The 26,179-nt window shown below is 49.1% G+C and carries 27 protein-coding genes and 1 pseudogene; 7 read left to right on the top strand and 21 right to left on the bottom strand.

The features are described 5' to 3' along the window. Positions 1-40 precede the first annotated feature (40 nt). The 8 genes from phaR to prmB all read right to left on the bottom strand — a co-directional run bounded on the left by phaR (position 41) and on the right by prmB (position 7,118). Positions 41-493 carry a polyhydroxyalkanoate synthesis repressor PhaR gene (phaR, locus tag XMD530_RS03895; RefSeq protein ID WP_173488921.1) on the bottom strand — a complete coding sequence of 151 codons (453 nt, stop codon included), beginning with the start codon at positions 491-493 and terminating at the stop codon, positions 41-43. Positions 494-509: 16 nt separating this feature from the next. Continuing rightward, positions 510-761 (bottom strand): DUF6489 family protein, encoded by a 252-nt coding sequence (locus XMD530_RS03900; RefSeq protein WP_173480824.1) that lies wholly within the window; start codon positions 759-761, stop codon positions 510-512. Positions 762-841: 80 nt separating this feature from the next. After that, positions 842-1,996, bottom strand: a complete 1,155-nt coding sequence (locus XMD530_RS03905) for an MFS transporter (protein ID WP_173506770.1) — start codon at positions 1,994-1,996, stop codon at positions 842-844. A 2-nt stretch (positions 1,997-1,998) separates the two neighbouring features. Next, positions 1,999-2,628: a LysE family translocator gene (locus tag XMD530_RS03910; protein ID WP_173506771.1), complete on the bottom strand. Its 630-nt coding sequence runs from the start codon at positions 2,626-2,628 to the stop codon at positions 1,999-2,001. A gap of 66 nt (positions 2,629-2,694) precedes the next feature. Further along, entirely contained in the window at positions 2,695-3,936 is a 1,242-nt protein-coding gene (locus tag XMD530_RS03915) for a saccharopine dehydrogenase family protein (RefSeq protein ID WP_173506772.1), read from the bottom strand. A 34-nt stretch (positions 3,937-3,970) separates the two neighbouring features. Continuing rightward, positions 3,971-5,068: a carboxynorspermidine decarboxylase gene (nspC, locus tag XMD530_RS03920; protein ID WP_173506773.1), complete on the bottom strand. Its 1,098-nt coding sequence runs from the start codon at positions 5,066-5,068 to the stop codon at positions 3,971-3,973. 1 nt (position 5,069) lies between these two features. Beyond that, the gene (gene aroC, locus XMD530_RS03925) at positions 5,070-6,167 is read right to left on the bottom strand and encodes a chorismate synthase (RefSeq protein ID WP_173506774.1); all 1,098 of its coding nucleotides are present in this window, start codon (positions 6,165-6,167) and stop codon (positions 5,070-5,072) included. 36 nt (positions 6,168-6,203) lie between these two features. Beyond that, positions 6,204-7,118 carry a 50S ribosomal protein L3 N(5)-glutamine methyltransferase gene (gene prmB / locus XMD530_RS03930; RefSeq protein WP_173506775.1) on the bottom strand — a complete coding sequence of 305 codons (915 nt, stop codon included), beginning with the start codon at positions 7,116-7,118 and terminating at the stop codon, positions 6,204-6,206. A 54-nt stretch (positions 7,119-7,172) separates the two neighbouring features. On the opposite strand from prmB, the gene XMD530_RS03935 reads away from it, so the two are divergent. Together XMD530_RS03935 and folE are read left to right on the top strand one after the other, a co-directional pair. Continuing rightward, positions 7,173-7,748, top strand: coding sequence for a Smr/MutS family protein (locus XMD530_RS03935; RefSeq protein WP_173506776.1), 576 nt, complete (start codon positions 7,173-7,175; stop codon positions 7,746-7,748). Positions 7,749-7,832: 84 nt separating this feature from the next. Beyond that, a complete protein-coding gene (gene folE / locus XMD530_RS03940; protein WP_173480816.1) occupies positions 7,833-8,372 on the top strand; it encodes a GTP cyclohydrolase I FolE in 540 nt (179 codons plus the stop codon). Positions 8,373-8,424: 52 nt separating this feature from the next. On the opposite strand, the gene XMD530_RS03945 is transcribed toward folE, so the two are convergent. The 7 genes and pseudogenes from XMD530_RS03945 to dinG all read right to left on the bottom strand — a co-directional run bounded on the left by XMD530_RS03945 (position 8,425) and on the right by dinG (position 15,580). Beyond that, the gene (locus XMD530_RS03945) at positions 8,425-9,246 is read right to left on the bottom strand and encodes a DUF4892 domain-containing protein (RefSeq protein WP_173498082.1); all 822 of its coding nucleotides are present in this window, start codon (positions 9,244-9,246) and stop codon (positions 8,425-8,427) included. Between the two features lie 25 nt (positions 9,247-9,271). Further along, on the bottom strand, positions 9,272-10,120 hold the full coding sequence (locus tag XMD530_RS03950; RefSeq protein ID WP_173480814.1) for an alpha/beta fold hydrolase: 849 nt from the start codon (positions 10,118-10,120) through the stop codon (positions 9,272-9,274). A 30-nt stretch (positions 10,121-10,150) separates the two neighbouring features. Further along, the gene (locus tag XMD530_RS03955; RefSeq protein WP_173488929.1) at positions 10,151-10,606 is read right to left on the bottom strand and encodes a histidine phosphatase family protein; all 456 of its coding nucleotides are present in this window, start codon (positions 10,604-10,606) and stop codon (positions 10,151-10,153) included. A gap of 2 nt (positions 10,607-10,608) precedes the next feature. Further along, positions 10,609-11,631 carry an NAD(P)H-dependent glycerol-3-phosphate dehydrogenase gene (locus XMD530_RS03960; RefSeq protein WP_173505972.1) on the bottom strand — a complete coding sequence of 341 codons (1,023 nt, stop codon included), beginning with the start codon at positions 11,629-11,631 and terminating at the stop codon, positions 10,609-10,611. 14 nt (positions 11,632-11,645) lie between these two features. After that, positions 11,646-11,855, bottom strand: a complete 210-nt coding sequence (locus XMD530_RS03965) for a hypothetical protein (protein WP_173482411.1) — start codon at positions 11,853-11,855, stop codon at positions 11,646-11,648. Positions 11,856-12,124: 269 nt separating this feature from the next. Beyond that, positions 12,125-13,438 (bottom strand): annotated as a pseudogene (locus tag XMD530_RS03970) (DEAD/DEAH box helicase); the annotation flags it as partial. Positions 13,439-13,462: 24 nt separating this feature from the next. Beyond that, positions 13,463-15,580: an ATP-dependent DNA helicase DinG gene (gene dinG / locus XMD530_RS03975; RefSeq protein WP_173482410.1), complete on the bottom strand. Its 2,118-nt coding sequence runs from the start codon at positions 15,578-15,580 to the stop codon at positions 13,463-13,465. Between the two features lie 151 nt (positions 15,581-15,731). On the opposite strand from dinG, the gene lexA reads away from it, so the two are divergent. From lexA to XMD530_RS03990, 3 genes are all read left to right on the top strand, one after another. Then, positions 15,732-16,343 (top strand): transcriptional repressor LexA, encoded by a 612-nt coding sequence (lexA, locus tag XMD530_RS03980; protein WP_173480808.1) that lies wholly within the window; start codon positions 15,732-15,734, stop codon positions 16,341-16,343. 11 nt (positions 16,344-16,354) lie between these two features. Continuing rightward, positions 16,355-16,759, top strand: a complete 405-nt coding sequence (locus tag XMD530_RS03985; protein ID WP_173506777.1) for a SulA-like leucine-rich domain-containing protein — start codon at positions 16,355-16,357, stop codon at positions 16,757-16,759. A gap of 129 nt (positions 16,760-16,888) precedes the next feature. Further along, entirely contained in the window at positions 16,889-17,356 is a 468-nt protein-coding gene (locus XMD530_RS03990) for a thioesterase family protein (protein ID WP_173495447.1), read from the top strand. Positions 17,357-17,358: 2 nt separating this feature from the next. On the opposite strand, the gene XMD530_RS03995 is transcribed toward XMD530_RS03990, so the two are convergent. From XMD530_RS03995 to XMD530_RS04010, 4 genes are all read right to left on the bottom strand, one after another. Next, positions 17,359-17,868 carry a DUF6586 family protein gene (locus XMD530_RS03995; RefSeq protein ID WP_173482407.1) on the bottom strand — a complete coding sequence of 170 codons (510 nt, stop codon included), beginning with the start codon at positions 17,866-17,868 and terminating at the stop codon, positions 17,359-17,361. Continuing rightward, positions 17,868-20,507, bottom strand: coding sequence for a type I DNA topoisomerase (topA, locus tag XMD530_RS04000; RefSeq protein WP_173506778.1), 2,640 nt, complete (start codon positions 20,505-20,507; stop codon positions 17,868-17,870). Before topA ends, XMD530_RS03995 begins: the two co-directional genes overlap by 1 nt. A gap of 157 nt (positions 20,508-20,664) precedes the next feature. After that, a complete protein-coding gene (locus tag XMD530_RS04005) occupies positions 20,665-20,880 on the bottom strand; it encodes a DUF1653 domain-containing protein (protein ID WP_173480803.1) in 216 nt (71 codons plus the stop codon). Beyond that, positions 20,880-21,386 (bottom strand): hypothetical protein, encoded by a 507-nt coding sequence (locus tag XMD530_RS04010; protein ID WP_173506779.1) that lies wholly within the window; start codon positions 21,384-21,386, stop codon positions 20,880-20,882. The genes XMD530_RS04005 and XMD530_RS04010 overlap by 1 nt, the downstream gene beginning before the upstream one ends. Positions 21,387-21,446: 60 nt before the next feature. Between XMD530_RS04010 and XMD530_RS04015 the strand changes: the two genes are divergently transcribed. Further along, positions 21,447-21,881: a universal stress protein gene (locus XMD530_RS04015; RefSeq protein ID WP_173482405.1), complete on the top strand. Its 435-nt coding sequence runs from the start codon at positions 21,447-21,449 to the stop codon at positions 21,879-21,881. On the opposite strand, the gene XMD530_RS04020 is transcribed toward XMD530_RS04015, so the two are convergent. Further along, positions 21,878-23,767, bottom strand: coding sequence for an ATP-binding cassette domain-containing protein (locus tag XMD530_RS04020; RefSeq protein WP_173484477.1), 1,890 nt, complete (start codon positions 23,765-23,767; stop codon positions 21,878-21,880). The two genes, XMD530_RS04015 and XMD530_RS04020, sit on opposite strands and share 4 nt — an antisense overlap. A 201-nt stretch (positions 23,768-23,968) precedes the next feature. On the opposite strand from XMD530_RS04020, the gene XMD530_RS04025 reads away from it, so the two are divergent. After that, positions 23,969-25,828: a transglycosylase SLT domain-containing protein gene (locus XMD530_RS04025; RefSeq protein ID WP_173506780.1), complete on the top strand. Its 1,860-nt coding sequence runs from the start codon at positions 23,969-23,971 to the stop codon at positions 25,826-25,828. On the opposite strand, the gene XMD530_RS04030 is transcribed toward XMD530_RS04025, so the two are convergent. Next, positions 25,811-26,062, bottom strand: a complete 252-nt coding sequence (locus XMD530_RS04030) for a glutaredoxin family protein (protein ID WP_371731430.1) — start codon at positions 26,060-26,062, stop codon at positions 25,811-25,813. The two genes, XMD530_RS04025 and XMD530_RS04030, sit on opposite strands and share 18 nt — an antisense overlap. Positions 26,063-26,179 lie beyond the last annotated feature (117 nt).

Below are 26,179 nucleotides of genomic sequence, written 5' to 3' on the forward strand. Positions count from 1 at the left end.
AAAGCTCTCTTTTTTGTCGAATGAGAAACCAAGAAAAGAGCTATTTCTCCTCTTTCTCACCCTCTTGTTTAGCCGTTGGATTGAACATATTCCAGAAGGCCATGTTCTGATCCGTCAATTTGTTCATCATCGTTAATGGATTGGCTGCGCCCATCATCGTCTCCATCTGATCACGGATACGATCTTGGTGCTCTAGGAAGGCGCTGATGCTCTGTTCTAGGTACTGGCTCATCATGCCCTGCATGCTATCACCGTAAAAGCGGATGAGTTGCTGAAGCACCTGATTGGTTAGCAAGGTACCACCCCCATCAGCCTCTTGCTCAGAGATGATTTGCAGGAGAATGTTGCGCGTTAAATCTTGGCCTGTTTTAGAATCCTGAACCTGAAAGGTCTCACCGTTCATTACCAGCTGCTTTACATCTTCTAGGGTAACGTAGCAGCTGCGAGATGTGTCGTAGAGACGGCGGTTTGTATATTTACGAAGAATGCGCACAAAAGTACCTCAACAATTATTTATCGTTCTTATCGCTAGTGTTGCTGGTCATCATTCCGAAGAAAGCCTTTTGCATGGCCTCCATCGAATTTAGGCCTGAATTTAGATAGGGCTGCATTAAAGAGAGAGCGTCATAACCATCTGCGCCATTAAGCATCTGCTGTCTAAACTGTTCAACTAACTCTTTTTGAATTTCGGACACATCGGGTAGACCTAGGGTGCGGCGAAACTCTTCTGGGGTTAAATCAACATCTACACTGATTTTCATAACGATCTCCATGCAGCACTTTTAAGAAGCCTGTAGGCTTGAGCATAACGCGTTTATTTTCGCACTGCAAAAAAACCTTTTTAGCTATTTTGCTGCACTTTTGCCGGCAACTTTCCGAAGGATATCAACAACAGAGCTACGAGACTGGCCGCCGCCGCAAAGATGAAACTAACGCCAGAACCGAAGTGGTGCCAAAGGTAGCCGGCAATGATGGAACCAAACAGACCACCCAAACCAAAGCCGAGACTAGAGTGCAGAGCCTGCGCCCTGCCCTCGCTTCCAGCGGGAAAGAGCTGCTGCACAATACGAATACCACTGGCATGCAGCACCGCAAAACTGGCCGCATGTAGCAGTTGAGAGAGTATGATCATTAACAGTAAGTCAGACAGGGTTGCCATCATTAACCAGCGCAGCACTGCCAGCATTAAACTCGCCATAAAGACACTTACGAGCGAAAAGCGTTGCCACAATTTGTGCAACACAGCGAACATCGCTATCTCAGCCAGAACACCTAAAGACCACAATAAACCTATGGATAAGCCGCTGTACCCCTCTTGTTGCAGCAAGAGCGTGTAAAAACCGTTGTAGGGGCCGTGAGCCAATTGTGCAAAAAAGATCAGCGCAAAGAACTGCATCACTTCAGGACGTCTCATCACCTTTGCAACAGAGACAGATTTGGCTGAATTGATCGGTGCGGCAGCCGGCTTGGGAACCGTCCAGGTTGCAAAGTAGATAGCAATTAATACCACCAACAACCCAATAGGCACCCACTCGATCTGATCGTCTATGAACAACTCACCACCGATCAAGGTAGCCGCTATGAACCCAACGGAGCCCCACAAACGAATTTTCCCATAGCGATCTCGCTTCTCACCTAGATGACTTAAGGTCACTACTTCAAATTGCGGCAAAATCGCATTCCAGAAAAATGAGAAGCAGAGCATCGCAAGCAGCAGCGGCCAAAACCCCTCAATGAACAGCACCGGAATAAAGGCTAATACAGCCAGCAGCGCACCCAGTTTAACAACCCGCATGCGCTCCATATGACGATCGGCCACATAGCCCCAAATGCTGGGAGCATAAAGCCTAGAGAGGTGAAACGCGCCCAACAGGAGTCCAATCTCCTCAGCATTGAAACCTTCATGACTCAGGTAGGGAGCCCAAAAGGGCATCACCACCCCTAACAGCGAGAAGAAGGTGTAGTAGAAAAGCGAAAGTCTCAGCTCAAGGCGCATCGTTAACTACGCTCACCAAGTAAGAGGCGTAGTCCGAACATCAGATAAACAGTTCCACTTAAGCCATTTAAGGCTCTGATCACACCTCTATTGAACAGAAGATGACGGGCTCGATCGACACCTAATACCAAACCACCCTGCCAGACCATGGCAATACAAAAATGGATTAACGCCATCATCAGAGACTGTAGGAGAGGTGAATAGCCCGATACCAGAAATTGCGGTAACAGAGCCATATAGAAGAGTAAGGTTTTCGGGTTTAACAGATTGTTGAGAAAACCTTGGTAGAAGGCCGAGCGTAGAGCGCTTTCATTAGTAGCAGTTTCCAAAATCAATGCGCGTCCTCTGAACAGATCTTTAAACGCTTGCAGTGCAAGATAGATCAAATAGCCTGCTCCTAACATCTGCATGTAAAAGAACAGTGTTTCTGAACTGGCCAGAATGGCAGCCACGCCTAATGCACTCAATGTTCCGTGCACAAACAGCCCCAAGCAGATACCAAGACTGGCTAAAAACCCCTGGCTTCGACTGCCTACAGAGCGTCGCAATACCATCATCGTATCGACACCGGGGGTCAGTGTTAATAGGGTAATGGCCACCAGAAACGCGGCCCAAGGGAAGAGTTCAAGCATTAAAAAAGCCCAGTGCGATAACAAGTTTTCGTTATAACATCTGGGCTTGATGGGAGCTAGTCGATATTAAGAGAAATCGAGCGGACGCTCTCCATTTTCGTCACGGATCCATGTTGGCAGACCCATGTGGTTAAGATGATTCAGGAATGGACGTGGATCCAACTCCTCTACGTTAACCATCGTTTTACAATCCCATTCACCCGTCGCAATCAATAACGCAGCTGCAACCGGTGGAACACCAGCGGTGTAGGAGATACCCTGGCTACCGACCTCATTGTAGGCATCTTTATGGTCAGCAACGTTGTAGATGAACACTTCACGCTCTTGACCATCTTTAGTTCCTTTCACCTGATCACCTATACAGGTCTTACCGGTGTAGTTGGGTGCAAGTGACGCAGGATCTGGAAGACAAGCTTTAACCACTTTAAGAGGGACAACACTCTGCCCTTCAGCCGTTTCGATTGGCTGCTCAGAGAGAAGACCCAGATTCTTTAGAACCGTGAATACGGTGATGTAACGTTCCCCAAAGCCCATCCAGAAACGTACATTAGGACAACCTAGGTTGGCTGATAGAGAGTGGATCTCATCGTGACCCGTCATGTAGCTTGTGCGCTCACCCACCACAGGCAGATCGTCAGTACGACTGATCTCAAACATCTGGTTGGTTTGCCACTGATTGTTCTGCCAAGAGTAGACACGTCCGGTAAACTCACGGAAGTTGATCTCAGGGTCGAAGTTGGTGGCGAACCAGTGACCGTGATCGCCCGCATTGATGTCGATAATGTCGACTGACTCGAGCGTATCGAAGTACTTATTTTTAGCCAGTGCCGCATAAGCGTTTACGACACCTGGATCAAAGCCACAGCCCAAAATAGCCGTGGTGCCTGTCTCTTTACAGCGCTCGCGACGTTTCCACTCGTAGTTACCGTACCAAGGTGGGTTTTCACAAATCTTAAGTGGGTCTTCGTGAATAGCGGTGTCTAGGTAAGCGACACCCGTTTCAATACAGGCTTCAAGTACCGACATATTGACGAAGGCTGAACCGACATTAAGCACGATCTCAGAGCCCGTCGCTTTGATCAATGCAACCGTCGCGGCTGTATCCATTGCATCCAGTGCATGAGCCGTTAACTTGCCATCCACCTTCATTGCACCCTTCTCGTGGATGCTGTCGATGATCGCGTCACACTTCGATTTGGTTCTTGAAGCGATCGCTATATCACCGAGGATATCGTTGTGTTGGGCGCATTTATGCGCCACCACCTGGGCAACACCACCGCCGCCAATAATTAGTACATTCTTTTTCATAAGATCGCGCACTCCGATGCGTTACTTAACACTATTAAGAGAGGTTATCGACAAAGTCCTGATAACCAAATTCACGAACAAGTTTGATCGAACCATCAAACTCTTTAATGGCTATAGAGGGCATTTTCACACCATTGAACCAGTTTTTCTTAACCATGGTGTAGCCACCCGCATCCTCTATTGAGAGTCGATCACCGGCTTTAAGCTCATGATTAAAATTAAACTCACCAAAAATATCGCCTGCCAAGCAAGACTTACCGCACAGTTGATAGCTGTACTCACCATCACAAGGTGACATACGAGCGTCCTCTCGATAGATCAAAAGATCGAGCATATGCGCTTCAATCGAGCTATCAACAATCGCTAGGTGCTTACCGTTGTAGAGTGTATCTAATACCGATACTTCGAGCGTTGTGCTCTTGGTAATGGCCGCTTCACCAGGCTCTAAATAGACCTGAACACCATAGGTTTCAGAGAAGGACTTCAAACGCTGACAGAATTGATCAAGCGGATAATCATCCCCGGTAAAGTGGATACCACCCCCTAGACTGATCCATTTCATTTTGGCAATCAGGTGGCCAAAGCGCGCTTCGATATCACTGAGCATGGCACTGAAACGCTCAAAATCGCCATTTTCACAATTGTTGTGGAACATGAAACCGGAAATTTTATCGACTACCGTTTCGATACGCTCAGGGTCCCATTCACCCAGGCGGCTATACGGACGTGCTGGATCGGCAATGATGAACTCAGAGGTTGAAATACCCGGATTCACGCGCAAGCCACGCGTCTTGTCACGGCTCTGCTCTTCAAAGCGTTCAAACTGATTGATGGTGTTGAAGATGATCTTGTCACAGTTAGCGAGCACCTCCTCTATCTCATGATCGTCATAGGCGACCGAGTAAGCGTGTGTTTCACCGGGAAACTTGTCATGACCTAGCTTAACTTCATAGAGTGAGGATGAGGTTGTACCGTCCATATATTGCGACATTTGATCAAACACGGACCAGGTCGCGAAGCATTTCAGTGCTAGCAGAGATTTAGCACCCGATTGCTCACGTACGTAGGCGATCTTCTCCAGGTTCTTTTGGAGTTTCGATCGATCGATAAGGTAGTAAGGGGTCTTTAACATCTTAAAGCTGACCCAGCACCGGCGTATCAACCGATACATCCGCATTTTGGCCGCGATGACGCAGCAGATGATCAACCAAAGTCAGAGCCATCATCGCTTCTGCAATGGGTGTGGCACGAATACCGACACAGGGGTCATGACGGCCTTTGGTAACCACCTCCACTTCATTACCAAACTTATCAATACTGCGTCCAGGCAGGCGCATGCTTGAGGTTGGCTTAAGCGCGATGTGCGCAATGATATCTTGGCCACTGGAGATACCGCCTAAGATTCCACCCGCGTGATTCGAAATGAAGCCCTCTTTCGTCATCTCATCGCGATGCTCAGTCCCTTTTTGCGCAACCGATGCAAAACCATCACCAATCTCTACCCCTTTCACGGCATTGATACTCATCAGTGAGTGGGCAAGATCGGCATCCAAGCGATCGAAAATAGGTTCACCCAGCCCGACAGGAACACCCGAAGCAACGACAGAGATCTTAGCGCCCACTGAGTTACCCTCTTTGCGTAACTCGTCCATGTAGACTTCCATTTTTGCTGCAGCATCAGCATCAGGTGAGAAAAAGGGGTTATTACCCACTTCATTCCAATCAAACTGAGTGTGATCAATAGCAATAGGACCGAGTTGTGACAGGTATCCACGAATTTCAATGCCCTGCTTCGCCAGTACTTTCTTCGCAATAGCACCGGCTGCTACACGCATCGCAGTCTCACGAGCAGAAGATCGACCACCACCACGGTAGTCACGGATACCGTACTTGTGATGATAGGTGTAGTCGGCGTGAGCAGGACGGAATTGATATTTGATGTTGCCGTAATCTTTTGAACGTTGATCAGTATTCTCGATCAGCAAACCAATGGATGTACCGGTTGTCTTACCTTCAAAAACCCCAGACAGAATCTTCACTTGGTCCGGTTCGCGACGCTGCGTCGTGTGACGTGATGTTCCTGGTTTACGACGATCAAGATCCAGCTGCAGATCCTCTTCACACAACTCAATCCCAGGAGGACAACCATCGACAATGGCCCCCAGTGCTGGGCCATGGCTCTCGCCAAAGGTGGTGATTGTGAAAAGCTTTCCGTATGTATTACCGGACATGGTCCTAATCCTTCTGTTTGAGCCTCGGCTCAGTCATTAAATAAATTCTTGGTGTGCACGAAGACTGGGCGCATCAATAACAAAGACACCATTGCCGCCCTGATCGAGCTCAACCCATATCAGTGGAAGCTCAGGGTAAGCCTGCATCAGATGCACCTCTGAATTGCCCACTTCCACCACCAGTAGCCCCTGTTCACTCAGATGACGACCCGCCTCTTTCAAAATGCGGCGAGTAATATCGAGGCCATCCTCACCTGAGCCTAACGCCATTTCAGGCTCATGCTGATATTCGGCAGGCATTGAGGCTACATCGGGAGCATCAACGTACGGCGGATTGGTAACGATTAGATCGTAAACCTCACCTTCTAAATTGTTAAACAGATCACTGTGGACAACGCGCACACGCTCTTCCATCTCATGACGTGCCACATTGATATTAGCCACCGCAAGTGCATCATCTGATAGATCCGCAAGATCTACCTCAGCTTGATCAAACGCATAGGCACACGCGATACCGATACAACCACTGCCGGTGCAAAGATCCAGAACGCGCTCAACATCCACATCGCCCAGCCAAGGCTGGAACTGCTGTTCGATCAGCTGTGCGATCGGCGAGCGCGGAACCAGGACACGCTCATCAACCGTGAATGGCAGTCCCATAAACCAAGCCTCACCGGTGATGTACGGTAATGGTTTACGTTGCTGGCAGCGCTGCTGCACAAAATCGATGACACGCTCTCTTTCTGAGGGCAGAAGTTTTGCGTCTAACAGTTCAGCTGAACTGTCCCACGGAAGGTCAACCGCATTAAACACTAACTGCAGCGCCTCATCCCAAGCGTCTACATGGCCATGACCTAAATAGACTTGGTGACGGTTCATCTCACTGAGTGTCCAGCGAACGTAATCGCGAAGAGTGAGAAGTTGTTCGATCACTGCTTGATCTGAGCTCATGGCTAACCTGATAATATCCGAATCAAAAGTTGCCATAGTTTACCTGTAATCAACATGTCTGATAAGAGTGATAAGATCAGTGATTTCGCTTCTCTAAAGGAGCTTTTTAAGGATGTGACGCCGATTGAGCAGAATCGCGCTGATATTCAACGCCCCGTCAACAAACCCGATGAGGGATCGATTGAATATCGTCGACTGGCGGCCGCCGAAAAAGAGGAGCTTATCGTCGATGGGCTAAACTCTACTCATCACGAATTACTCAGTGCCGAAGAGAGCATTCTTTTTGCAGTACCCGGTGTTCAACTGAAGTTAATCAAACGGATGCAATCGGGTCACTTAGGTTGGGATGCTGGTCTTGATCTGCACGGATTTACCGTCGACCAAGCACGCAACGAGTTGCATCTGTTTATTAGGGATTGTCGTAAGCAGGGCCTCAAATCGGTACTGATCGTACATGGCAAATCCTATACTGACCCTAACAAACCTGCCCTTTTGAAGACTTACGTCAGCGAGTGGCTGCAACAGACAGAGGGCGTGCTAGCGTTCTGCTCTGCTCAGCCAAAAGATGGCGGAACCGGAGCACTCTACGTGCTTCTTAAATCGGATGAGCGTAATAAATCCAACCGGTAAACCTTTACCCAAGGGAGACATTGGCGTATGTTTGCCCGCTTAGTTGTTAACGGGCATAAAAGGGCCCGAGAAAGGAATAGAGTCATGGAAAAAGCCTACGAAAACATCATTGAAGCGATTGGCGAAGATCTTAACCGCGAAGGTTTGTTAGATACGCCTAAACGCGCTGCAAAAGCGATGAAGTTTCTGACCAAAGGCTACGACCAGTCGCTTGAAGAGGTGGTAAACGGTGCGCTTTTCCCATCAGACAACTCTGAGATGGTGCTCGTGAAAAATATTGAGATCTACTCAATGTGTGAACACCACCTACTCCCTTTCATTGGCAAAGCCCACGTTGCATACATTCCACAGGGTAAAGTGATTGGTCTGTCGAAAATAGCGCGTATCGTCGACATGTACGCACGCCGTCTTCAGATCCAAGAGAACATGACCAAAGAGATTGCCGAAGCACTTCAAGAGGTTACCGGTGCTCTGGGTGTAGGCGTGGTGATTGAAGCGCAACACATGTGCATGATGATGCGCGGTGTCGAGAAGCAAAACGCGATGATGAAGACATCGATGATGCTGGGTAGCTTCCGATCTAACCCCGCAACACGTGCAGAATTCCTGTCACTGGTAAACTAATCACCTCAGCTGTTTGGTGTCTGACTTCCAGTCTGACACCCAATCGGATCTTCTATTTAGCGATCACGACCACAGCAGATTGGTCGGCACCCAGCACACTGGGTGCTAATGCCCCTAATCCGTGTACTTCGAGTTGGCCAGTGGCTACGCCTGCCCTATCCAGATAAGCCCTCACCTGTTCAACTAAGCGCATTGATTCCTGTTCAGCAATTCCTTGATCACTGCCCTGCTGATGACCGACCAATCGAATGGGCAAACTGTTTTGCTTTAGATGATCAGCTAACAGCTTAAGGGTTGGCTCTTCGATGTTGGGTAGTTTAACCCAGCCACGATCTTCTAGTAGCACCAACCAAGGCACCGCCTGTTCCGCTTCAGTGATCTGATCGAGGTGAAGATAGACACGTCGGTTACCCCGCCTTACCGCGTAAGCCGCAAGGTATTGGTCGCCCAGCTTGGCAGCAAAATAGCGTTGGTAGTCATCACGACCATAGAGATCGGCATTATTAAATAGGTCATTCGCCCAGATATTACTGGTTCCGCAATCTCTACCATCACACTCAAACAGGATCTCACCTTTTTGGGTGATTACTTGATCACGAAGCACCTGCAGCAGTTCATGGGGATCAAATGATTTTGGCATCTCCCAGGTTGTACGCGTGAGTTGGCCCGACAGTTGCTGCTCTTTATCGATGCGAACATCTCGATTGATCTTAACGACAGCGCCTAAGGGAAAGCGATAATCTCGAACGGTTTGAGTGGTCTGTTTATCGAGCTCAGCGGATGGGTCAATACTGATGCCATTGGGCAGAGGAGCAGCCCCATTCGCATACGTCATGGAGGAGAATAGAAACAGAGGTAACAGTCGATGTAACACTAGCCTAATCATTCAACACACTCACTCAACCAAAAAACTCATTAAATGCCGCAGCCATCTGTGGCACGACCTCATCCTCTAAGTGTAGATGATGCCCACCCGGCATCCATCTAAATTCGATATTTTTTACGAAGGGTAAGCGTGCTTGGGTCAGCTCCTGGCTCAAACCTGACTGACCCGCAATCACCAAAACAGGTGACTCTATCTGAGCAAGAGTGCTGCGAACCTGCTCTTCTGTTAAACGTACTGAAGAGCGCAATTTGAGTCTGGGATCCACTCGTATTCTGAGCTCTCCATTGGGCAGTTGTTCACTACTGCGCACCACTAAGCGCTCAGCCGCATCCACTGGCACAGGGAAGCGACCCGTTGCTCTTAACTTGGTCAGCAATGCTTTGGATTTAGCAGAAGCCTGTTTTTGAATCGACAAGTTATCCGTTATCGACTGGCTTAAATTCTCAGCAAATTGATCGGGGGCGTTTGTAAACGGAGCTAGGTTCTCTATCAAGCCAAGTGTTAACACCTGATCCGGAAATGTCCCGGCGTAGAGAGACGCCACACCAGCACCTAACGAGTGAGCCAGTATTCGAATTGCCCCATCGGGTTGAAGTTGGCGCTTAACCGCATGAAGATCTTCTACATAACCCCAAACAGGATAGCCCGAATCCGCACTGCGCCAATCTGACTGACCATGCCCTGCCATATCGATAGCGACAACACGAAAACCCGCCAAGTGAGGCGCTAATTTGTAGTAACTCTCGGCATTATCTAGCCAACCGTGTAGTGCCAAAATCAACGGTTGGTCATCCTCACCCCACTGCAGTGCAGTAATGGTTCGACTGTGAACGGTAAACCTAATCTCTCTTGGATGAATCATGCTGTTTTCTATCAAATGTAAGCGGTAGGTTCAGGGGTAATGAGTAAACTGAGCAATGGAGCGACCCAGCCCCGCTGCAGGCAGATCACAATCGACCACCTCGATTTGAGCGGGCATAAACCCAACGCCAAAGCGACTTTCACCCTCAACGAGCGAGCTGAATAGACGACCCACCAAGGGCATGTGTGTCACTAATAGAACCCTGCTCTCATCGGGCAGAGATTGCAGATAGTTAAACACGGCTTCAGGCTCACCCTCAGGGGTAATCAGATCAAGAAGCAGAGCCTCCCGATTGGGCAGAAGGTTAGCTAATGTCTGCTGAGTACGCTGATAGGGGCTGACAAAGATGTGGGTCACTTCATCTAAGAAAGGTTGTAGACCTTCAGGGCGATTTTGCAGTGACGCCTCCCCATAAGGGGTTAAGCGACGTGATTCGTCCGGGAAGCCAGGGGCAGCCTCCGCATGACGCATCAATAGGATTCGCATGTTCAGGAACCCGACAGTGTAAACTCAACATCGGCACTGTGGGCACCCTCCATCATCTTACCGATGACCACTTTGACGGGCGCCTGATTAAAGACTACCTCGTAGAGGCCACGCACAAGAGGCATGTAGACATCTTGCTGCTCTGCGTGCTCGCTCACCAACTTCAGTGTATTGACACCCTCAGCGACCTCTCCCAGCTCAGCCACTGCTTGATCCAACGACTTACCCTGCCCCAACGCATAACCAACTCGGTAGTTACGTGACAGAGGTGATAGACAGGTCACGACCAGATCTCCCACACCCGCTAATCCAAGGAAGGTCAATGGATTAGCGCCCATGCTCACCGCAAGACGACTCATCTCTGCTAGAGAGCGCGTGATCAGCATGCTTTTAGTGTTTTCACCCATACCCAACGCAGCACTCATGCCGGACGCAATGGCGTAGATGTTCTTCAAGGTGCCACCGAGCTCCACACCGAAGGTATCAGCGCTGGCATAGACACGGAAATAGCTAGACTGAAGAAGCTCTTGAACCGTCTCTCGAAGATTCTCATCGTTACTGGCAATGACCGTAGCGGTCAGTTCACGCTTGGCGATCTCTTTGGCCAGGTTAGGGCCACTGATCACCCCAGATCGATGTGTTGGGCACTCCTGCTCCATGATCTGACTCATCAGACTGAAGCTAACGGCTTCAATGCCTTTAGTCGTACTGACGATCAATTGATCATCGCTGAGGTAGGGTTTAGCTTGATTCAGAACCGCTCGAAAGCCACTGCTTGGAATCGCAATAAAGACAACCTGAGCGTCTTTTAATGCGGACTCGATATCATCAGTCGCAACCAAGGAGTCGGCTAATGGGTAGTTGGGCACATAGCGATCGTTACAACGCTGCTGGTTAATATCATTAGCCAGTTCAGCTCGACGTACCCACAAGGAGGTCGGGATACCTTTTTCAGCCGTCATATTGGCGATGACGGTACCGAAACTCCCACCGCCTAACACGGCAACCTTAGTCACTGTCTGCATTACCTTTACCTAACTCAACCTAAGGAGTCTAAAATTCGTTCAACCAACTTGAACAGCATTCCAATCACATACCAAGAGATGATTGCTGCAACGAGAAAGAGGATCAGCTGAACCGGATCTCCACTATTGCTAAAGCCTAGCAAGCCAATCACTGCGAAGAACGCACTGACAATCATGGCCACTATTTTTTGAATACCCGCTAGGCCGTGACGATCACCACTCATTAACTGCGAGACTCCTTATCGTCGTTCTCTTCAGTGATCTCTAAATCTAACTGCTCTTCGCTTGTCTCAGCAGCTGTTTCAAGGGGTAGCACATCAATCTCGCCAGCCGTCTCTTCTGATGAGACTTCCGTTAGGTCGACTGACTCATTTGCTAGAGGCTCTTCCGCCACTGGCGCGTCAACAACGGTTTCAGTTTCAGTCTCTGTCGCTTCCAATTCGGTCGACTCTGTTTCAACAGCCTCTTCCACTACAACACTGTTTGGATCAACCAGCAATTCAGCATCAGGGTGGATACAGTTCAATTTAACACCGGTCATCGACTCAATGTCTGGGATAAGGAACGAATCGTCTTCACAGGCAAAACAGATTGATTCACCGGTAGCGCCTGCACGGCCGGTTCGACCAATACGGTGAACATAGTCATCCGCATCTTCAGGAAGCTGATAGTTCACAACATGGCTCACACCATCAATGTGTATACCGCGACCAGCAACGTCGGTAGCCACTAGGACTTCGATCTTGCCACTGCGGAAACCCTCTAGGGTTTTGATGCGTTTGTTCTGTGGGATCTCACCCGACATCATGGCCGCTTTGACACCGTCTTTCTCTAGACGCTCTGCCAACTTACGCGTCTCATGACGACGGTTACAGAATACGATCGCTTTCTCGACGCCATTGATACGTAAGTAGTTACGCAGCAAGTTGTACTTCTCATCACTTGAGACAAGAAATACCGTTTGAGAAACGTTATCCGTAGTTTGATGCTCTGATTCGATCTCAATCGTGACCGGATCACGCGTCCACTGCGCCGCTAAACGCATAATCTCATCGGTAAAGGTCGCACTGTAGAGCAGTGTTTGACGCTCAGCGCCCTTACGCGGTGTTGAACGAATGATGGTACGCACATCGGGAATGAAGCCCATGCTCAACATACGATCAGCCTCATCCAGCACCAACACCTCTACGTTGTAGAGATCGATATCCTGATTTCTGACGAAGTCGATCAAGCGACCCGGTGTCGCGACCAAAATATCGACAGGCGCTTTGGCGAGTGCTGCACGCTGCACGTCATAATCCATGCCACCTACCAGCGAGACGATACTTAAACCAGTGTATTTACATAGGCCTTCTGCATCGGCTGCAATCTGCAGAGCCAACTCTCGTGTCGGTGCAATGATCAATGCACGGGGTTCACCCTTGCGCGGTTCAACATCCAACTTGAAGTCGAGAAGATCGGTAATGATCCCGATTAGAAAAGCTGCAGTTTTACCGGTACCGGTCTGAGCCTTACCAATGATGTCACGGCCTTGAAGTGCCGGCTTAATCGTTGCCGCTTGAATCGGTGTTGCGTACTCAAAGCCAAGCTCATGAATACCACGCATCAATGAGTCTGGCAGATAGAAATCGTGGAAACGATCCTTACCCTCTTGAGGCTCTACAACAAACTGATCAAGGCTCCACTCTTGCGAGCGACGAGGTTTGTCGTCACGGCTTTTGCGGGGACGACGACGCTGGGTGCGACGCCGCTTTTCATTTGAATCTTGATTACCTTGTTGCTGTTCAGGGTTGGTATCTGTAGTCAAAATCGGGATCTCTCAATCAATAGATCATTCAAAATGGCGCGCAAAAGGAGGAAGCGCATCGATCAACTGCTGTCCATAACGACGTGTCACGACACGCCTATCAAGTAAAACAACACGACCGGAATCATTCTCCGTACGCAGTAATCTGCCTGCCGCTTGAGTTAGTTTGATAGAGGCTGCGGGTACACTTATCTCCATGAAAGGGTTACCACCGCGGGCTTCTATCCACTCAGCCAAGGTCGCATCCACAGGATCATCTGGAACACTAAAAGGCAACTTGGTAATGATAACATCTTTTAGGTAGTGACCGGGTAGATCTACACCCTCTGCAAACGACGCCAAACCAAAAATAACACTGGGTTCGTCACGGTCGATTCTCGCTTTGTGCTCTATCAGCATCGCTTGCTTACTGAGTTCACCTTGAACCGTTAAACGCGACAGCAGTTTGGTATCCATTAACTCTTCGACTCGACGCATTTGGCGCCAAGAGGTAAACAGAACCAATACAGAGGTTAAATTGGGTAACTCTCGGTTAAGCCAATCAGCAACCTCTTCGGTATGAAGATCCGCTTTTGAAGGATCGAACTTCATTTTCGGGACATGCAAAACGGCCTTATTGGCGTAGTCAAAAGGACTAGGCATTCGCAGTGCTGGCGTATCCAAAGGGAGACCCAATTGAGTAAAGAGGGAATCAAACCGCCCAAGGGCCGTTAGCGTTGCTGAGGTTAAAACCGCACCGTAACACTGATCCCAGAGCAGATCTTGAAGATGGTTTTGAGCGGAGACAGGGGCGCTGTGAAGTTCAATATCGCGACCCGCTTCAGACTCATGACGAACCAACCACCTTGCAACTTTATCCTCTTCATTTTCAATATCTTGCGAAAAACTTCTACACAGCCACATCATCTTCTGGACACGGCTAAACTGGGTACTTAGCGGTGGCAACCAGCGCTCCCCTACACCCTTATCGAGTGCAGACTCTTCATCTTCCATCGCCCCTTTAAGGGCATTAATAATCTTCTCTAACTGAGGATCAACCTGTGATAAAAACTGAGCCAATTCACGTGTCAGGCTAGCCAAACTGTCGGGTACCCTGCCTTGCGGGTAGCGCAACCTGCGCTCATCCACCGGGAGTGGCAAAAACTGTTCAGAGACTAGATCGTCCAGACGCTGCAAATGCCCCTGAACCACATTGAGACTGGATTGAATACGACTGATTGGATCTTGCAAAACCAATGCAGAATCCGCTTCATCCAACAGCCCTTTTAACTGACGCTCCAGGGTTTTGAAGGCCTTTTCACTCGCTTTAACTCGCATAGAGAGCGCGAAGTGGTTAGTCGCCTTATCACCCAGATGATGCGCCTCATCAAATATGTAGATTGAATCGGCCGGTTCAGGAAGAATCGCACCACCGCCTAACGCCAAGTCAGCCAGTACAAGATCGTGGTTGACCACCAAGAGATCGGTTGTCTCAATATCGGCCCTAGCACGATAAAACGGACAGGCGTTGAAATGCGCACAGCGACGATTAGTACACTGCATATGGTCTGAGGTAAGCGGCATCCAGGTCTCATCATCCAGGTTGCGCTCTAGCTCATCACGATCACCCTTCCAACGACCACTGGCAAACTCATCCAACAGGCCGCTGTACTCTTTGATCTGTTCAGGCCCCAAAACTTGGGCCAACTCATCTTCAAACAGGGCTGACTGTGAAAGATCCTGCTGATTACTAAGAAGAGACTCTAATCGGCTAACACAGAGGTAGCGCCGACGCCCTTTAGCAATTTCGTACTTAAATTCAATACCGGCGTGCTCAGCCAACTCAGGAAGATCTTTTAATAAAAGCTGCTCCTGAAGCGCAACGGTAGCGGTCGAAATGATCAGCGTTTTACCTTTAGCCTGCGCTATTGGAAGTGCGGCCAGCAGGTAAGCAATGGTTTTACCGGTGCCCGTTCCAGCCTCTACGGCGACCAGATGATTTTCACCCAGACGCTGACCCGCATCGTCCGACAAGATACCACCCAACTGCCGTGCGACCGCTGCAATCATATGCTTTTGTGCATAACGAGCCTTTAAATCGCGAGCATTTAGAAATGCGCGATAAGCTGTCTGTATGGTGGTTTGGGTCTCTTTGTTAAGCACATCGCCTCCGAATTAGTTGGCCATCATACAAAAATACTGGATATACAAACAGAAAAAACTTGACGACATTTAAAATACTGTATAAAAATACAAATACTGAATAAACAGACAGTCATTTAAATTCCAATCAGTACTGTCATAGGGGGCGTTTATGAAGCTTACAAATCGTCAAGAAGAGGTGCTTGATTGCATCCGTCGCCATATTGATGAAACAGGATTTCCACCTACACGCGTCGATATTGCTCGCGATCTAGGGTTTAAATCTGCCAATGCAGCAGAGGAGCACCTAAAGGCCTTAGCACGTAAAGGGGCCATTGAGATGATCCCTGGCACCTCTCGCGGTATCCGTATCGTCGGTGAAGAGGAGGAGCAGGAGGGCCTAGCGATCATCGGTCAGGTTGCCGCAGGTGAACCCATCCTCGCTGAACAACACATCGATGATTACTGCACCATCAGCTCAGACTTCTTTCGCCCAAGAGCAGACTACCTACTCCGTGTCCGCGGCATGAGTATGAAAGACATCGGCATTATGGATGGTGATCTCTTAGCAGTTCACCAAACACGTGAAGCACGTGAGGGTCAGATAGTCGTTGCTCGTGTCGGTGAAGACGTCACGGTAAAACGCTTCCACCGCGATGGTCACATGGTCTACTTGATAGCAGAAAACGAAGAGTTCGACCCGATTAAAGTTGATCTTCGTGAAGAGCAGTTAACCATCGAAGGCTTGGGTGTTGGCGTGATTCGTCAACAGAATGACTTTTAAAGGTAATGACCATGCTTGCTTACAATCAATTTGCACAGAATGATGCGAGTCTTAAACCACTGGTTTTGACTGAGCTGGTTCAGCATACCTCACAGGTAAATTTGAACACCATGCTTATGCCGATGCTTGCCGCATTAAGTCAAAAAGAGAGCTGGCTAGTTATGTTAGAGCCGCCAAAATCATTAACTAAGCAGGTGCTAGCGGATGCAGGCGTCGACCTTAAGAAAGTGTGGATACTTCGTCGTGATAAGCGCCATGGTTTAGACAAACTGGCTCAGCGCGCACTGCAAGCGGGAACCTGTCACACACTGATCTGCTGGCACAATGACCCTGCCGATGACGCGTTAGTCAGCCAACTGAAACGCACTCAGATCTGTAGCGACACTGAGTGTCTATTGGTACGTAAAAAAATTTAGCCTCCCCCTTTGCTGCGTTGTAGCAAAGACCCCCATAGCCGCTCTTTGAGCGGCTTTTTTATTTAGCTTGAATCAGACCCAGAACCATCATAGGCTCAATAGAGGAGTACCACTTACAAGGAGAACAGTGTGGGATCGCACAAGCCAAATCAGCAGCCGTATCAGTTAACCGACTTTCCTATCCAAACATTCGATAAGATCCGTTATGCCGATACCGATCGTCAGGGCCACGTGAATAATGCCGCATTCAGTACCTACCTAGAGACGGGCCGTGTCGAATTTCTCTACGATCCAAAAGACCCACTGGCCAATGACAATTGCGAATTTGTCATTGCCAGTCTGCATTTGAACTTTCTAGGTGAGATCACTTGGCCAGGACGTCTGGATATTGGCACCGGTGTAACTCGCGTGGGTACCAGCTCATTTGGACTCTACCAGGTGCTATTCCAAGATGATGTCTGTGTCGCGACGGCTGAGACGACCATAGTTCAGATGGATGTGAGCAGTCGAAAATCAGCCCCACTAGGGGATGCTACAAGACACTATCTAAATGATCATCTCTTTGTGAAGGGTGTTGAAACGAAAGGAATGAACTGAGCTTACCACTCTTGCGCGTTAGAGCGATGCCTCAGGATCATCGCTCGTAACTGCTCATACCAACCCTGCAACTGAGTCTCAAGTTGCTCCTCAAGGCTCGCTTCTTTCGCTAAATCTATAATTGCTATGTCAGATTGGCTAGCGCTCTCTTGCGAGGGAGGTAGGGGTTTATGAATAGCTTTGATGGCACTGATCAACTTAGACAACCAACTACCGGAATCCTGACAGAGCAGCTCCATCTCATCCAACTCACTGGAATGGATTCCCTGTTGCTTAAAAGCCTTGCTCAATTCAGAGGGTGTCGACTGGGTCAGCAGGACACGCTCACGTTCAGCCAACTCATTAAGATAGGCTTTATAGGCGCTGTCTAAATGAAACAGCGCAGCCTCTTGCAGGCCACGAAGCTTCATACGATTGGTCGATTCACCGGTCAACTCAGTGTTGATACCCACCAGCGCATATTGTGCAAACGCGAGTGTTTGATTCACACGCTGGGAGTATAGGTCAGCCATTAACGCTTCTTAGCTTTGGCTGCTTCAATTTGCCACATACCATTGGTGAAGTAAGCTCTCCAACCAGTCGCCTTACCGTCAACTTCCGTCATAAGGTACTGCTCTTTGGTTTTGCGGCTGTAACGTATTTGAGCGGGGTTACCCTGCTCATCTTGCTGAGGCCCTTCCATTAAGAAGTGATATTTAGGGTCAATCGCATTTTTATGTGGAATCAACTCTTTGACCAGAGGTGCACGGGTCTCACGATTACGTGGGAATTGGCTTGCTGCCAGGAATAGACCACTGGCTCCATCACGCAGGATGTAGGTATCGTCAACCTTCTGACACTTAAGCTCCGGCATCGGAACTGGATCCATCTTAGGCGGAGCCACTTCACCATTCTTGAGCAGCTTACGTGTGTTTTTACACTCTGAGTTGGTACAACCAAAGAACTTACCGAAACGGCCCGTTTTAAGGTGCATCTCAGCGCTACACTTATCACACTCGACTACAGGGCCTTCATAGCCCTTGATACGGTAGTTACCCTCTTCGACCTCAAAGCCGTCACAATCTGGGTTGTTACCACAGATGTGTAACTTGCGCTTCTCATCGATCAAGTAGGAGTCCATAGAGGAGCCACATTTACCACAACGGTGCTTCTCTAGAAGCAGACGTGACTCTGCCTCATCGTCTGCATCCACTGCGACAACCTCATCACCAGGAATCAGGTTGATGGTCGTTTTACAACGCTCTTTAGGTGGCAAAGCATAACCAGAGCAACCCAAGAAGACGCCCGTCGTTGCCGTACGAATCATCATTGGGCGCTGACATGCTGGACAGCTGATATCGGTCTCGGTTGGATCATTGGCACGCATGCCACCATCCGCTGATTGAGCCGCTTCCAGTTCGCCTTCAAACTGTGTGTAGAAGTTGTTAAGAAGATCCTTCCAGTTGATGTCACCATCTGCCACATCATCCAGCTTCTCTTCCATACGCGCGGTAAAGCTGAAGTCCATAAGGTCTGGGAAACTTTCAGCCAGACGATCCGTAACGATATCGCCCATTTTTTGTGCATAGAAGCGACGGTTTTGAACTTCGACGTAACCACGATCTTGAATTGTCGAGATAATCGCTGCGTAGGTGGACGGACGACCAATACCGCGCTTCTCAAGCTCTTTAACCAAACTCGCTTCTGTGTAGCGCGGTGCCGGTTTCGTAAAGTGCTGGCTAGGGTCCAAGGCTTTAAGTGTTAGTGATTCACCCACCTGCATGTCAGGTAGGATCTGATCTTCATCCGATTTACCGCGGAAGTTCATCACACGGGTGTAACCGTCGAACTGCAAGACACGACCTTTAGTGGTCAGCTCATAGGCACCCGCTTTCACTGTGACACGGGTACTTAGGTAACGAGCGGGTGTCATTTGACAGGCTAGGAATTGGTTACGAATCAGGTCGTAGAGTCGAACTGCGTCGGCATCGACACCGTTCAATGAGTCAGAGGTAACATTGACATCAGATGGACGGATCGCCTCGTGCGCCTCTTGTGCGCCCTCTTTAGAGCTATAACGAATCGGCTGAGGTGGCAGGTATTCACCACCAAACTGAGAACCAATAAACTCTCGTGCCGCTTCAACCGCCTCGTTACTCAAGTTGGTCGAGTCGGTACGCATGTAGGTAATGTAACCCGCTTCATAGAGACGCTGAGCGAGCATCATGGTCTTCTTAACACCGAAGCCTAGACGGGTGCTGGCGGCCTGTTGCAAGGTAGAGGTGATAAACGGCGCAGAGGGCTTGCTACTGGTTGGACGATCTTCACGATTAACAACCTCATAAGAGGCACTTTGCAGCGCTTTGACTGCAGCCATCGCCTGATCTTCATTGGTCGGTTTAAATGCCGCACCGGCCTGTTTAACGACCTCTAGACGAACCGCCTTATCACCTTGGGTCTGCGCATCCGCATGCAACTCCCAATACTCATCTGGAATAAAGGCACGAATTTCACGTTCACGTTCAACGACCAGGCGTACTGCAACGGATTGAACACGACCCGCCGACAGACCACGAGCGACCTTCTCCCAAAGAAGTGGAGAGACCATATAACCAACAACGCGGTCAAGAAAACGGCGCGCTTGCTGCGCATTAACACGATTTAGGTCTAGATCGCTCGGTTTTTCGAACGCTTCATTGATCGCTTTCTTGGTAATCTCGTTAAAGACAACACGACGGTAGCGTGAATCGTCACCGCCAATCGCTTCGCGAAGGTGCCATGCAATGGCCTCCCCTTCACGGTCCAAATCGGTTGCGAGATAGATCTGATCAGCGCTCTTAGCCAGTTTGCGCAGTTCATCAACGACCTTCTCTTTACCGGGAAGGATCTCATAATGAGCTGCCCAATCCTTGTTGGGATCAATCCCCATACGGGCAATAAGCTGCTCTTTCTGTTTGCGCTTTTTATGCTCAACCTTCTGCTCTGGCGAGAGTTTGCGTGTCAAAGCAGCCTGTTTAGCGCGCTCTTTAGGATCAGACTTCTGGGCACTACCACTGGTCGGCAGATCACGGATGTGACCAACGCTGGACTTAACCACGTACTGGTTACCAAGATACTTATTGATCGTCTTGGCCTTGGCTGGTGACTCCACAATTACCAGGGTTTTACCCATCTTTATCTACCTATTCAAAACTCTGTCTATTTTTACAAATACGTGGAAACTGACTTCAGCGTCAAGTGAGCATTGCAAAAAATTTATCGGCGCAACAATACAGCGCTAAAAAATAAATGCAAATAAACGCCTTAATAATAAGTGCTAAGAGAGCTGTTTAGATCAGTGAAAATCGATCAACCTCTTCCCCAGACTCTAAACGCACTTTTTCAACAAACATCTCATAGGGACGCACCCAGAGATCGAAGTTGCCATAGAGTGTTCGATAGACCACCATCAACTCTTCTGTCTCTGAGTGTCTGGCGGTTCCAATCACTTCGTAGTCATTGCCTTTATAGTGTCTGTAAATCCCTGGGGTTAACTCGCCGCTCATTAAATCATCTCCGTTAACAGTTGATTGGCCTTTTCACCTAGCTCATCCAGTGCGCCAGCCCGATCGGGTTCGCGCCAATAGAGCGTCAGGTGAATGGCGGTTGATTCAACCGCAACGACCTCTTCAGGCAACTGATCAAGCCAATCACTGAGCGCTTTCAGCTTAGTAGGACTCAAAGATCTTTCACCCTTTGCCCAGGACCAGCCCTCAGGAAGGCCATCAGCGGCCATGGCGTCGACTCGAGCCACCATCCACTCAACCCACTGCTCTTTTGCTGATCGATCCAATTTGCCACGCAGCATACGGTAAGCCGCCATATTGATAATTTCTGACTCCATCTCGCCCTTGGCTCTGGGTATCTCTAGACGCGATAGCTGCACCTGAAAACCGAGCTTGCGTGCCTCTAGTCTGAGCTTAGATTGGAAGCGCTGACGAGGACTTGGCATGACCCACATCATAGAACCGATCAAAGAGAGCATGATCAGAACAATAATTGCCCACTTCATATGTTAAAAACCTTCTTGTCTGCTATTAATAGTAGTAGGGACTAAACAGGGAGAATCACCATGAGTCACTACAATCGTATTCTTGTTGCCATCGACCTTTCTGAAGAGTCTGGTGTTGTGCTTGAAAGAGCCAAACTGCTAGCCGAACAGAATCAAGCTGAGCTCAATCTGATTCATGTGGTCGAGATTGTCAGCTACGCCTATGGCGGTGAGATCCCTGTCGACATTGCCGACATCCAAACTCAAATTGAGAACCACGCCGAGTCTAAACTGAGCGCCCTTGCCACCAGCCTTGGCTACCCTATTAATAAAGCGATTGTCGCAACGGGCAACACTGGTTCAGAGATTCATGCCGTCGCGAAAGATCTTAAAACTGATCTCATCGTGATTGGCTCTCACGGTCGCCATGGTCTATCGCTGTTACTTGGGTCCACCTCCAATGGCGTTCTGCACGGCGCAGAGTGCGATATTCTGGCCGTACGATTGGGGCATTAACCCTCAGCCATCGCCTCTAACTCCATCCAGCGCTCCATCTGCGTCTCCAACTGGGCTTCTAGAGTGCTTAACTTTTCAAGTTCAGCGGTGACCTCTTCATGAGGTCGCTGATAAAAGTCCGCTGAACCACAAACGGCCTGCTGCGCTTCAACGGCCGCTTCAGTCTGCTCCATCTGTTCTGGAAGCATGTCCAACTCTCGCTGCAGTTTATAGGAGAGTTTAACGGGCTTTTTAGCCTCTGCAGCCTCTTTTTTAGCCGGTTTAGCTGGCTCAGATTTTGGTACAACACTCTGAGTCACTACATTTTTAGGTCGCTGACGTAACCAGTCGTGGTAACCGCCCACATATTCACGAATGACACCCTCACCCTCAAACGCAAGCGTGCTGGTGACGATGTTATCGAGGAATTGACGATCATGGCTCACCAACAAAAGCGTCCCTTGATAGTCGAGCAGAATCTCTTCGAGCAGCTCCAGTGTCTCGACATCCAAGTCATTGGTCGGCTCATCGAGCACCAACAGGTTCGAGGGCTGACTGAACAACTTAGCCAACATCACGCGGTTAGTCTCGCCGCCGGACAGGGCTTTAACCGGTGTGCGCGCACGCTCTGGTGTGAACAGGAAATCTTGAAGATAACTGATGATATGACGTGATCGACCGTTAATATCGATACTTTCACGACCGCCTGAGACGTTATCGATGATGCTCTTCTCGGGGTCCACTTGGCCACGCAGCTGATCGAAATAACCCACCACCAGTTGGCTACCAAGGCGCACATCCCCCTGATCCGGAGCCTGCTCCCCTAAAATCAACTTAAGCAGCGAACTCTTACCAATACCGTTCGGACCAATCAGACCGATGCGATCGCCTCTCTGAATACGCACTGACAGATCCTTAACGACTGGCTGTCCCGCATAACTCAGTGAGACATTTTGTAGCTCGGCCACCAACTTACCCGAGCGAACCGCCTCTTCCACATCGAACTTGGCTTTACCCTGACGTTCACGGCGTTCGGATCGCTCAACACGCAGCTGCTTCAGAGCACGAACACGTCCCTCGTTACGGGTACGACGAGCTTTGATGCCTTGACGTATCCACGCCTCTTCCTGCGCCAATTTTTTATCAAACAGAGCGGCCTGCTTGGCCTCCTCCTCGAGCAATTTCTCTTTTTGCGTAAGGTAGGTTGCATAACTGCCTGGAAAGTCGACCAACTGACCTCGGTCTAACTCAATAATACGGGTTGCTAAACGCTCGACTAGAGCACGGTCGTGCGAGATAAATAGAAGCCCGCCTTTGTAAGCGGCTAATACCTCTTCTAACCACTCGATGGTCTCAATATCCAAGTGGTTGGTTGGCTCATCCAGCAGCAACAGATCAGGGCTTTGAACCAGTGCAGCCCCTAAGGCAGCTCGACGGCGCCAGCCACCTGAGAGTTCAGACATCAGCTTTTCGCCAGGTAGCTGAAGTTGACTAAGAATACGATCCACACGCGTCTCAAGTGACCAAGCATCACGGGCTTCCAGATCATGCTGAAGACGCTCCAACTCATCGAGCGAAGCATTACTGTTAGCCAGTAATGTCTCGTAGCGATCTCGCAACTCAACCAGATCAGCCAAACCTGCTTCTACAACACTGCGAACCGATCGTTCATCGGCCGCGGGTAGGCTCTGTGGTAACTGAGCAATTCGAGCGGTTGGGCTGCGCCAAATGACACCGCTATCAACGTCCATTTCACCCGAAACGATTTTTAGTAGGGTTGATTTACCCGTACCGTTAATACCGACCAGCGCTACTCGCTCACCCGCCTCAATTTGCAGGTTTGCGTTGTCTAAAATTGCTCGGGTACCAAAGGCCAGAGAGACCTGATCAAATCGAATAAATGCCATGTGAGTCGCTTAATTGTAAAACTGGTCGCGTAGTTTAACTCAGTTGCTAAAAATTAACCTGACAAGGGGTGAAATTTTTGCAGATTTAAACCATAGTTAGTGCAGAGACTTATTTGAGTGCGAGCTTTGTTAACAACGAATAAATTGAACAAATACTTAGCCCCCATTCTCTTTAGCACTTTTGCCATCAGCATAGAATCAATGGCCAAAGGTAAAGAGAGTGCAGAGCAACTCGCATTTCTAAAAGCCGAGAGACTCGCCAAACTGGGTCGCTTAGATCTTGATGACCCCGCCGCTAAACAGCTCGAGTCTTACCCCCTCTACCCCTACCTAGTCTTCAATCAGTACAGTGCCGAACTGAATCGACTCAAGCCAGAGGATATTCAACAGTTTGCCAACCGGTACCCTGATTCACACTTAGAGGGGCTATTGCGTTTCAACTACACAGAGCATCTAGGGGAAAAGAGAGATTGGGGGGCATTCCTCAGCCACTACACTGAGATCGACTCCCCTAATACTGAGATGCAGTGCCGCTATGCCGAAGCTCTCTATCGACAAAAGCGCACAACTGAAGCCTCTAAACTTGCGGCATCACTCTGGAGTGTGGGCCGCTCTCAGCCAGACAGTTGTGATGATCTATTCAGACTGTTTAGAGCCAATGGTGATCTGACCAGCGATGTCGCACTCAAACGGGTTCTCAATGCGTTGGATGCCAACAAATGGGGACTGTCGGGTTATGCGCTGCGCTTTGTTAAGTCAGAGTCTGATCGTCGCATTGCTGATGCGGCTCGATCGGTCTATCGATCACCCTTTAAAGTCCTTCGAATGGGCAGCGGTTACTCAGCTAAGCAGCTCGCCAAAATTCAACGCATTGCGATTGAACGTGCGTATCGTCACGACCCATATGAAGCGTTAAATCTGTTGCTAAAACTGGGCAAAGGATTTGATCTGAGTCTGGCGGATAATTTACAAGAGCTCACGCGTGTTGGTGTAAGGGTCGCTAAGGAGCTTGATGCACATGATCGAATCAAACTCGCCAAGCTTGATCCAACCTTTGCCAGTGCTGAACTCACTGAATGGCGCATACGCTTAGCCCTGCTTGAACAGGACTGGCAAGAGGTCGCCACCCTGATTGCTAAGCTCCCTAAAGAGCTGCAAGACTCCCCTCGTTGGCAATATTGGCTAGCCGCACTCCCCAATAATCCATTGCGCACAGAAATATTAAATACACTGCGTACCAAGCGCAGTTTTTACGGATTTCTAGCAGCTGATCATCTTGGGCAACCCGCTGATTTGAATCATGAACCGATCACGCTTGATCCAACCCTGCTAGCTAAATTAAGAGACTCCAAACACTACCTGCGCATTAAAGAGCTGACAGCGCTTGATCGCTATACAGTCTCACGATCTGAGTTTAATCGTTGGATAGAGACGATGTCTTCGAATGAGATCCAACACGCCGCGCACTTGATGAATGAGCTAGGTTGGTACCAACAGGGAATTCTAGCCGCCGCTTACCATGAGTTTTGGAATGATATGGACCTTCGCTTCCCAGAGGGGTTTGAGAGTCTCTTTATCAAACATGCCAATAAGCGAAATATAGACCCTATCTGGGCACAGGCCCTAGCTCGACAGGAGAGCGCCCTATTCCCCTGGGCTCGATCCAGTGTTGGTGCTAGAGGGCTCATGCAGCTGATGCCCAGAACAGCTAAGCGAACTGCCAAAGCAATCAAGGTGAAGTATAAAAGTAGTAACCGCCTCTACGATCCTGATTTCAATGTACAGCTAGGTACAGCTTACCTAGCGCAGATGTATCGTCAATTTGATAAAAATCGAATCTATGCAACGGCGGCCTATAATGCGGGGCCTCACCGTGTCAGCCGTTGGCTGAAGGGCCGTGAGAATTTGCCGTTGGAGATATTCATAGAGCTCATCCCCTTTGATGAGACCCGTACCTATGTGCAGAATGTTCTCAGCTTCTCTGTCATCTACGCACAGCGTAAGGGCCAAACACGACAGATGCTAACACCGACCGAACAGGCCCTACTGGCCCTCAACTGATCTGATAAACTGTGCCAACTGCTCAGCATCAAACGGCCAATCCAGTGACTGCTTAGATTGAGGATCGACCAAGACCGGTATCCGGGTGGCATATTGATTCATCAACTCGTCATCAAAGGCTATATCGACCAGATCCACTTCATACTTTGACGGATCAATACCAGAGACCAACAGAGGGAGTGCTTGATCACACAGATGGCAACCCTCTGTCGTCATTAATTCCAACAATTTCACGATTTAAAAATCCCTTAACATTAAAGCCATAGAGTAAGACTAACCTCTAACTTGTTCCCTACGAATCTTGGGGTTATTCTACGATAATATTTTGCGGTGCAACATTGACTGCATTAA

Source organism: Marinobacterium sp. xm-d-530, from assembly GCF_013283365.1.
Classification (GTDB): Bacteria; Pseudomonadota; Gammaproteobacteria; order Pseudomonadales; family Balneatricaceae; genus Marinobacterium_E.

What these genes read in the sequence shown, in the direction of transcription:
- XMD530_RS03900 (WP_173480824.1), bottom strand. Translation starts at nt 761, where the DNA reads ATGAAAATCAGTGTAGATGTTGATTTAACCCCAGAAGAGTTTCGCCGC.
- XMD530_RS03905 (WP_173506770.1), bottom strand. Translation starts at nt 1,996, where the DNA reads ATGCGCCTTGAGCTGAGACTTTCGCTTTTCTACTACACCTTCTTCTCG.
- XMD530_RS03910 (WP_173506771.1), bottom strand. Translation starts at nt 2,628, where the DNA reads ATGCTTGAACTCTTCCCTTGGGCCGCGTTTCTGGTGGCCATTACCCTA.
- XMD530_RS03915 (WP_173506772.1), bottom strand. Translation starts at nt 3,936, where the DNA reads ATGAAAAAGAATGTACTAATTATTGGCGGCGGTGGTGTTGCCCAGGTG.
- nspC (WP_173506773.1), bottom strand. Translation starts at nt 5,068, where the DNA reads ATGTTAAAGACCCCTTACTACCTTATCGATCGATCGAAACTCCAAAAG.
- aroC (WP_173506774.1), bottom strand. Translation starts at nt 6,167, where the DNA reads ATGTCCGGTAATACATACGGAAAGCTTTTCACAATCACCACCTTTGGC.
- prmB (WP_173506775.1), bottom strand. Translation starts at nt 7,118, where the DNA reads ATGAGCTCAGATCAAGCAGTGATCGAACAACTTCTCACTCTTCGCGAT.
- XMD530_RS03935 (WP_173506776.1), top strand. Translation starts at nt 7,173, where the DNA reads ATGTCTGATAAGAGTGATAAGATCAGTGATTTCGCTTCTCTAAAGGAG.
- folE (WP_173480816.1), top strand. Translation starts at nt 7,833, where the DNA reads ATGGAAAAAGCCTACGAAAACATCATTGAAGCGATTGGCGAAGATCTT.
- XMD530_RS03950 (WP_173480814.1), bottom strand. Translation starts at nt 10,120, where the DNA reads ATGATTCATCCAAGAGAGATTAGGTTTACCGTTCACAGTCGAACCATT.
- XMD530_RS03955 (WP_173488929.1), bottom strand. Translation starts at nt 10,606, where the DNA reads ATGCGAATCCTATTGATGCGTCATGCGGAGGCTGCCCCTGGCTTCCCG.
- XMD530_RS03960 (WP_173505972.1), bottom strand. Translation starts at nt 11,631, where the DNA reads ATGCAGACAGTGACTAAGGTTGCCGTGTTAGGCGGTGGGAGTTTCGGT.
- XMD530_RS03965 (WP_173482411.1), bottom strand. Translation starts at nt 11,855, where the DNA reads ATGAGTGGTGATCGTCACGGCCTAGCGGGTATTCAAAAAATAGTGGCC.
- lexA (WP_173480808.1), top strand. Translation starts at nt 15,732, where the DNA reads ATGAAGCTTACAAATCGTCAAGAAGAGGTGCTTGATTGCATCCGTCGC.
- XMD530_RS03985 (WP_173506777.1), top strand. Translation starts at nt 16,355, where the DNA reads ATGCTTGCTTACAATCAATTTGCACAGAATGATGCGAGTCTTAAACCA.
- XMD530_RS03995 (WP_173482407.1), bottom strand. Translation starts at nt 17,868, where the DNA reads ATGGCTGACCTATACTCCCAGCGTGTGAATCAAACACTCGCGTTTGCA.
- topA (WP_173506778.1), bottom strand. Translation starts at nt 20,507, where the DNA reads ATGGGTAAAACCCTGGTAATTGTGGAGTCACCAGCCAAGGCCAAGACG.
- XMD530_RS04005 (WP_173480803.1), bottom strand. Translation starts at nt 20,880, where the DNA reads ATGAGCGGCGAGTTAACCCCAGGGATTTACAGACACTATAAAGGCAAT.
- XMD530_RS04010 (WP_173506779.1), bottom strand. Translation starts at nt 21,386, where the DNA reads ATGAAGTGGGCAATTATTGTTCTGATCATGCTCTCTTTGATCGGTTCT.
- XMD530_RS04015 (WP_173482405.1), top strand. Translation starts at nt 21,447, where the DNA reads ATGAGTCACTACAATCGTATTCTTGTTGCCATCGACCTTTCTGAAGAG.
- XMD530_RS04020 (WP_173484477.1), bottom strand. Translation starts at nt 23,767, where the DNA reads ATGGCATTTATTCGATTTGATCAGGTCTCTCTGGCCTTTGGTACCCGA.
- XMD530_RS04025 (WP_173506780.1), top strand. Translation starts at nt 23,969, where the DNA reads ATGGCCAAAGGTAAAGAGAGTGCAGAGCAACTCGCATTTCTAAAAGCC.